The following is a 5,235-nucleotide window of genomic DNA, read 5'->3' as shown; positions in this document are numbered from 1 at the left end:
GCACCAGCCGCAGCGAGACCGTGCGCTCGGCGCCATTGAGCACATACACATAGTCGCCGTTGCTGCCATGGCGCAGTGCCGTGACCGGCACCACCACGGCGCCCTCAATGGTTTTGAGCAGCAGCCGCACATTGACAAACTGGTTCGGAAACAGCGCCAGGTCGGTGTTGGCAAAGCGCGCCTTGGCCTTGACCGTGCCGGTCTGCACGTCGATCTGGTTGTCCAGCGAGGCAAACACGCCGCTGGCGAGAGCGTTGGCCCGGGTGCGGTCCAGTGCGCTGACCGGCAATCTGGCGCCATTGCGGGCCAGCTGCTGTAGCTCGCCAGCCTGGTCCTGCGGCACGGCAAACACCACGTCGATGGGAGTGAGTTGCGTGATCAGGGCAATGCCGTTGGCGTCGCTGCTGGTCACCACATTGCCCACGTCCACGGTGCGCAAGCCGACGCGGCCGCTGACCGGGGCCAGCACGCGGGTGTAGCCCAGGTTCAGGCGGGCCGACCCTTCGCTGGCCTTGTCAATCACCACCGTGCCTTCAAGCTGCTTGACCAGCGCCGCCTGCGAGTCCACTTCCTGGCGGGCAATCGAGTCCTGGCCCAGCAGGGTCTTGTAGCGCTGCAGCGTGACGCGGGCGCTGTCGAGCTGGGCTTCATCGCGCTGGCGCTGGCCGCTGGCCTGCATCAGCGCCAGTTCAAACTGGCGCGCATCAATGGTGGCCAGCAAGTCGCCGGCGCGCACCATCTGGCCTTCCTTGAACAGCACTTTTTCCATCACGCCTGACACCTGGGGCCGCACTCGCACGCTGGCCTGCGGCGTGACCGTGCCCAGCGCTTCCAGCGTGATGGGAATGCTGGCCTGCTCTGCCGTGGCCACGCCCACGGTGGTGGCCGGTGGGCCGCGCCGGCCTGCCGGGGCGGTGCTGCTGTTTTCGGCAGGATGGGTCAGGTGCCAGGCCAGCCAGCCCAGGCCACCGAGCGCCAGCAGCGCAATCAGGCTGCCAATGATGGACGCGCGACGGCTGATGCGGGCGCTGGTTTGCGGGGTGTCGGTTTTTGGGTCCATCAGCGGTCCTGGTTGACTGCGGCGCGGGGGGCGTGCGCGGTAGTTTTTGTGTTTGATGGCGTTTTGATGCGCAGGGCGCCCAACCTGCCGGGTCAGGGCCGTAGGGGCTGCTTTGTAAGTCAAGGTAATTATCCGTGCAACACCGCATCTGCAGGTGTTTGACTTGAAAGGTGGAGGTAAACGTGGGGTAAAGCGGCGTACGCGGTCCTTAAAATCGAACCATCGTTTCAAGAAAGTACCGCCGCGTGACTCAACCTGCCCTGGCGCAAGCCCTGAATCCCTCGCTCCTGGTGTGCCGTGCCGACTACCGCAATCCAGAGCACGCCAGCGCGCTGGTCCGTCTGCTGGACGCCTACGCGCAAGACCCGGCGGGCGGCGGGGAGGAGCTCAGTGATTTTGCAAAAAAGAATCTGGTGGCGGCGCTGGCTGCGCGGCCCCAAGCCTTCAGTGTGCTGGCGTTTGATGGCGCGCAGCCGGTGGGCCTGGTCAACTGCATCGAAGGCTTTTCAACCTTTGCCTGCCGCCCGCTGGTCAATGTGCACGACGTGGCCGTGCTGGCCAGCCACCGCGGTCAGCGCGTTGGCGAGCAGATGCTGGCCCTGGTAGATGAAATTGCCAGAGAGCGCGGCGCCTGCAAGCTGACGCTGGAAGTGCTGCAGGGCAACGCCAGCGCGATCAGGCTCTACGAGCGCGTCGGCTTTGCCGGCTACCAGCTCGACCCGGCGATGGGGCGGGCGCAGTTTTTTCAGAAGTGGCTGGCGTGAAGGCGGAGCGTATGGGTTCATTTTGCGCTGCCTGCTCACCTTTTGGAATTCCATGAAAACCTTCTTTTTGTTCCTGGCCACCGCACTGGCCGAGATCGTGGGCTGCTACCTGCCGTATCTGTGGCTGGTCAAACATGCTTCAATCTGGCTGCTGCTTCCGGCGATGGTCAGCCTGGCCCTGTTTGCCTGGCTTTTGACCCTCCACGAGGCCGCCGCTGGCCGGGTGTATGCCGCTTACGGCGGGGTTTACATCAGCGTGGCGCTGGCCTGGCTGTGGGCGGTTGACGGGGTGCGCCCTACGGCGTGGGATGTGGCGGGCGTGAGCTTGAGCCTGGCGGGGATGGGGCTGATCATGTATCAGCCCAAATGATCGGATGGTCCGGCGGGCCGTGCGCCTACTGGCTGCGGCGAGGTGCTATTCAGAGAGAGATCCACGCCAGTATCCGTTACTGGCGGCGCCTGCATCACATCAAGCTTAGGCGCAGCGCCAGTGCAGCGAGCGCAACCGCCAGCACCGGAACGGTCAGCACGATGCCCACCTTGAAGTAGTAGCCCCAGGTGATCGTCATGCCCTTGCCTGCCAAAACATGCAGCCACAGCAGCGTGGCGAGCGAGCCGATGGGCGTGATCTTGGGCCCGAGATCGCTGCCGATGACATTGGCATAAATCATGGCTTGCCTGACCACCCCGGTGGCCTGGGTCGCATCAATCGACAGCGCGCCCACCAGCACCGTGGGCATGTTGTTCATGACGGACGACAACAACGCCGTCAAAAATCCGGTGCCAAAGGCCGCACCCCAAATACCCCCGGCGGCAAAGTGGTCCAGCAATACAGCGATTTGCGCCGTCAGCCCCTGATTGCGCAGCCCGTACACCACCAGATACATGCCCAGCGAAAAGACCACGATTTGCCAAGGTGCGCCGCGCATCACCTTGCGGGTACTGATGACGTGGCCACGCGCTGCCACGACAAGCAGAAGAATCGCGCAGACGGCTGCCGTGGCGCTGACCGGAATTCCCAGTGGCTCCAGGCCGAAAAAGCCGATCAGCAGCAAGAGCAGCACCGCCCAGCCGACACGAAAAGTGGTCACATCGCGGATGGCGGTACGGGGTTGCTTGAGCTGGTTGATGTCGTAGTGGCGTGGAATGTCATGCCGAAAATAAAGCATCAGCACCGCGAGGGCCGACACGATGGCTGCGATGTTGACCGGAATCATGACGACGGCGTATTCGCTAAATCCGATCCTGAAGAAGTCGGCCGACACGATATTGACCAGGTTGGAGACCACCAGCGGAAGGCTGGCCACGTCGGCAATAAAGCCGGCGGCCATCACGAATGCCAGCGTTGCCGCCGCGCTGAAGCCGAGCGCCACCAGCATGGCCATCACGATGGGCGTGAGAATGAGCGCTGCGCCGTCGTTGGCGAACAGCGCCGCCACGCAGGCCCCCAGCAGCACGATCAGTACAAATAACCAGCGGCCCTGGCCGCCGCCCCAGCGCGCCACATGCAGGGCCGCCCATTCAAAGAAACCGGCTTCGTCCAGCAGCAGACTGATGATGATGACGGCGATGAACGTGGCAGTGGCATTCCAGACGATCTGCCAGACGACTGGAATATCGCTTAGCTGCACCACGCCTGACAACAGGGCTGCTGCGGCGCCCAGCGCGGCACTCCAGCCGATCCCAAGGCCGCGCGGTTGCCAGATGACCAAAGTGAGGGTGGCGATAAATACAGTTAAAGCGACAAGCATGAAAGTCCTTTTATTGCTCTTTTGGGATACATATCACCGCGTGCAGATCCAGATCCTGGCCCAGATCAGGCGCGACGGGTTCCTGCGGTGGATGTGCTTATGACCCGATCAAATCGCGTGCGGTGCCTTGCAGCAGGGCGCGTTCCAGCTTTTCGGGCGGCAGGCTCACCAGCAGCGTCAGCCGGCGGTTCAGGGCCAGCAGGGTCTGGCGAAAGGCCTCGAGTTTTTGCGCCTCGGGGCCTTCAATGGCCGAGGGGTCGGCATAGCCCCAGTGCGCGGTGGCGGGCTGGGCCGGCCAGAACGGGCAGACTTCGCCGGCCGCGTTGTCACAGACGGTAATCACCAAATCCATGTGCGGCGCATCAGACCGGGCAAATTCGTCCCAGCTTTTGCTGCGCAGGCCTTGGGTTGAAATGCCGGCGTGCTCCAGCACCTGCAGGCCCAGCGGATTCGGCTGTTGATTGTCACGCGGGCTGCTGCCGGCCGAAAACGCCTTGAAGCGGCCTTTGCCAATGTGGTTCAGAACGGCTTCCGCCAGAATGCTACGGGCCGAGTTGTGGGTGCATAAAAACAAGACGTGGAGAGGGCGTTCAGACATGGTGGTGAGGCGGGTAGTGAAAGATATTGCTATTTAATTGAAGGCTACTGAGGCATTTGATCAACAGGCTGGAAGCCTGAACGGAACTGAATTTTCAGCAGTCCACGCAAACCGCTTGCGCGCTGGTGTCGCAGGCCCGGCCTTCGCAGCAATGCTCGGTCAGGTAGGCCAGCAGCGCGTTCATGTGGTCAAACTCGGCCCGGTAAATCAGGTTGCGGCCACGTGCTTCACTGCTGACCAGCCCGGAATGGGCCAGCTCCTTGAGGTGAAACGACAGGGCGCTGGGCGCTACGCCCAGTTGCTCGGCCATCACGCCCGGCGTCATTCCGCCAGGCCCGGCGACCACCAGTGCCCGGAACGCACGCAGGCGCTGGGCCTGCGCCAGCGCTGCCAGCGCCTTGACGGCAGCGGTTTCATCCAGGGCTGTTAAAACCTGGGCTTGGGCTTTTGTTTCCATCGTTCAAATATAATTGAAATATTGAATCGATGCCATTTGCCCGTCAAAAAATTTTCAACAGGAGTCCCAGGCCCATGTCCGACATCACGATTTACCACAACCCGCAGTGCGGCACCTCGCGCAATGTGCTGGCGCTGATCCGCAACACCGGGTCCGAGCCCGAGGTGATTGAATACCTGAAAACGCCGCCCACTCGCGAAACGCTGGTGGCGCTGATCGGGCAGATGGGCGTGCCCGTCAGGGATGTGATGCGGCGCAAGGAAGCGCTGTATGGCGAACTGGTCCTGGACAACCCCGCGCTCGCCGATGACACGCTGATTGACGCGATGCTCGCCCATCCGATCTTGATGAACCGGCCCATTGTGGTGACCACGCTGGGCACGCGGCTGTGCAGGCCATCCGAGGCGGTGCTCGACCTCCTGGTGCTGCCCCAGCGCGCCGCCTTCAGCAAGGAGGGTGGCGAGCCAGTCGTTAACGCCCAGGGAGAACCCGTTGCCAAACGTTAACCCGCTCTTGGTGGACAGCCCCAACCTGGACGCGGCGCTGTTTGCCGTGCCATCCATGACCCGGCTGCAAGCGTTGGCGCCCAGCACGCATGCGCCGCG

General features: G+C 63.0%; 7 protein-coding genes. 3 read left to right on the top strand and 4 right to left on the bottom strand.

What is annotated here, in order from left to right; genetic code table 11:
- On the bottom strand, positions 1–1,060 hold a 1,060-nt coding region (locus IV091_RS13820), incomplete at its 3' end, for an efflux RND transporter periplasmic adaptor subunit (protein ID WP_293469691.1).
- A 245-nt stretch (positions 1,061–1,305) separates the two neighbouring features.
- On the opposite strand from IV091_RS13820, the gene IV091_RS13815 reads away from it, so the two are divergent.
- Together IV091_RS13815 and IV091_RS13810 are read left to right on the top strand one after the other, a co-directional pair.
- The gene (locus IV091_RS13815) at positions 1,306–1,824 is read left to right on the top strand and encodes a GNAT family N-acetyltransferase (protein ID WP_293469689.1); all 519 of its coding nucleotides are present in this window, start codon (positions 1,306–1,308) and stop codon (positions 1,822–1,824) included.
- A gap of 52 nt (positions 1,825–1,876) precedes the next feature.
- Positions 1,877–2,194, top strand: a complete 318-nt coding sequence (locus IV091_RS13810; protein ID WP_293469687.1) for a YnfA family protein — start codon at positions 1,877–1,879, stop codon at positions 2,192–2,194.
- A gap of 94 nt (positions 2,195–2,288) precedes the next feature.
- Here the strand turns inward: IV091_RS13810 and IV091_RS13805 are convergent, their stop codons facing one another.
- From IV091_RS13805 to IV091_RS13795, 3 genes are all read right to left on the bottom strand, one after another.
- Positions 2,289–3,575, bottom strand: a complete 1,287-nt coding sequence (locus tag IV091_RS13805; RefSeq protein ID WP_293469685.1) for an arsenic transporter — start codon at positions 3,573–3,575, stop codon at positions 2,289–2,291.
- A gap of 97 nt (positions 3,576–3,672) precedes the next feature.
- Positions 3,673–4,173, bottom strand: a complete 501-nt coding sequence (locus IV091_RS13800) for an arsenate reductase ArsC (RefSeq protein ID WP_293469683.1) — start codon at positions 4,171–4,173, stop codon at positions 3,673–3,675.
- Between the two features lie 94 nt (positions 4,174–4,267).
- Positions 4,268–4,594: a metalloregulator ArsR/SmtB family transcription factor gene (locus IV091_RS13795; protein ID WP_293469693.1), complete on the bottom strand. Its 327-nt coding sequence runs from the start codon at positions 4,592–4,594 to the stop codon at positions 4,268–4,270.
- Between the two features lie 110 nt (positions 4,595–4,704).
- Here IV091_RS13795 and arsC point away from each other — a divergent pair, with 110 nt between their 5' ends.
- Positions 4,705–5,136, top strand: a complete 432-nt coding sequence (arsC, locus tag IV091_RS13790; protein WP_293469681.1) for an arsenate reductase (glutaredoxin) — start codon at positions 4,705–4,707, stop codon at positions 5,134–5,136.
- Positions 5,137–5,235 lie beyond the last annotated feature (99 nt).

Origin of the sequence: Polaromonas sp., from assembly GCF_018780625.1 — a bacterium.
Classification (GTDB): domain Bacteria; phylum Pseudomonadota; class Gammaproteobacteria; order Burkholderiales; family Burkholderiaceae_C; genus Polaromonas.
Note: the sequence above shows the minus strand (reverse complement) of the source record. Positions and strands in the feature narration are given on the sequence as shown.

Coding starts and splice junctions, on each gene's coding strand:
- IV091_RS13800 (WP_293469683.1), bottom strand. CDS start 4,173: ATGTCTGAACGCCCTCTCCACGTCTTGTTTTTATGCACCCACAACTCG.
- arsC (WP_293469681.1), top strand. CDS start 4,705: ATGTCCGACATCACGATTTACCACAACCCGCAGTGCGGCACCTCGCGC.
- IV091_RS13810 (WP_293469687.1), top strand. CDS start 1,877: ATGAAAACCTTCTTTTTGTTCCTGGCCACCGCACTGGCCGAGATCGTG.
- IV091_RS13805 (WP_293469685.1), bottom strand. CDS start 3,575: ATGCTTGTCGCTTTAACTGTATTTATCGCCACCCTCACTTTGGTCATC.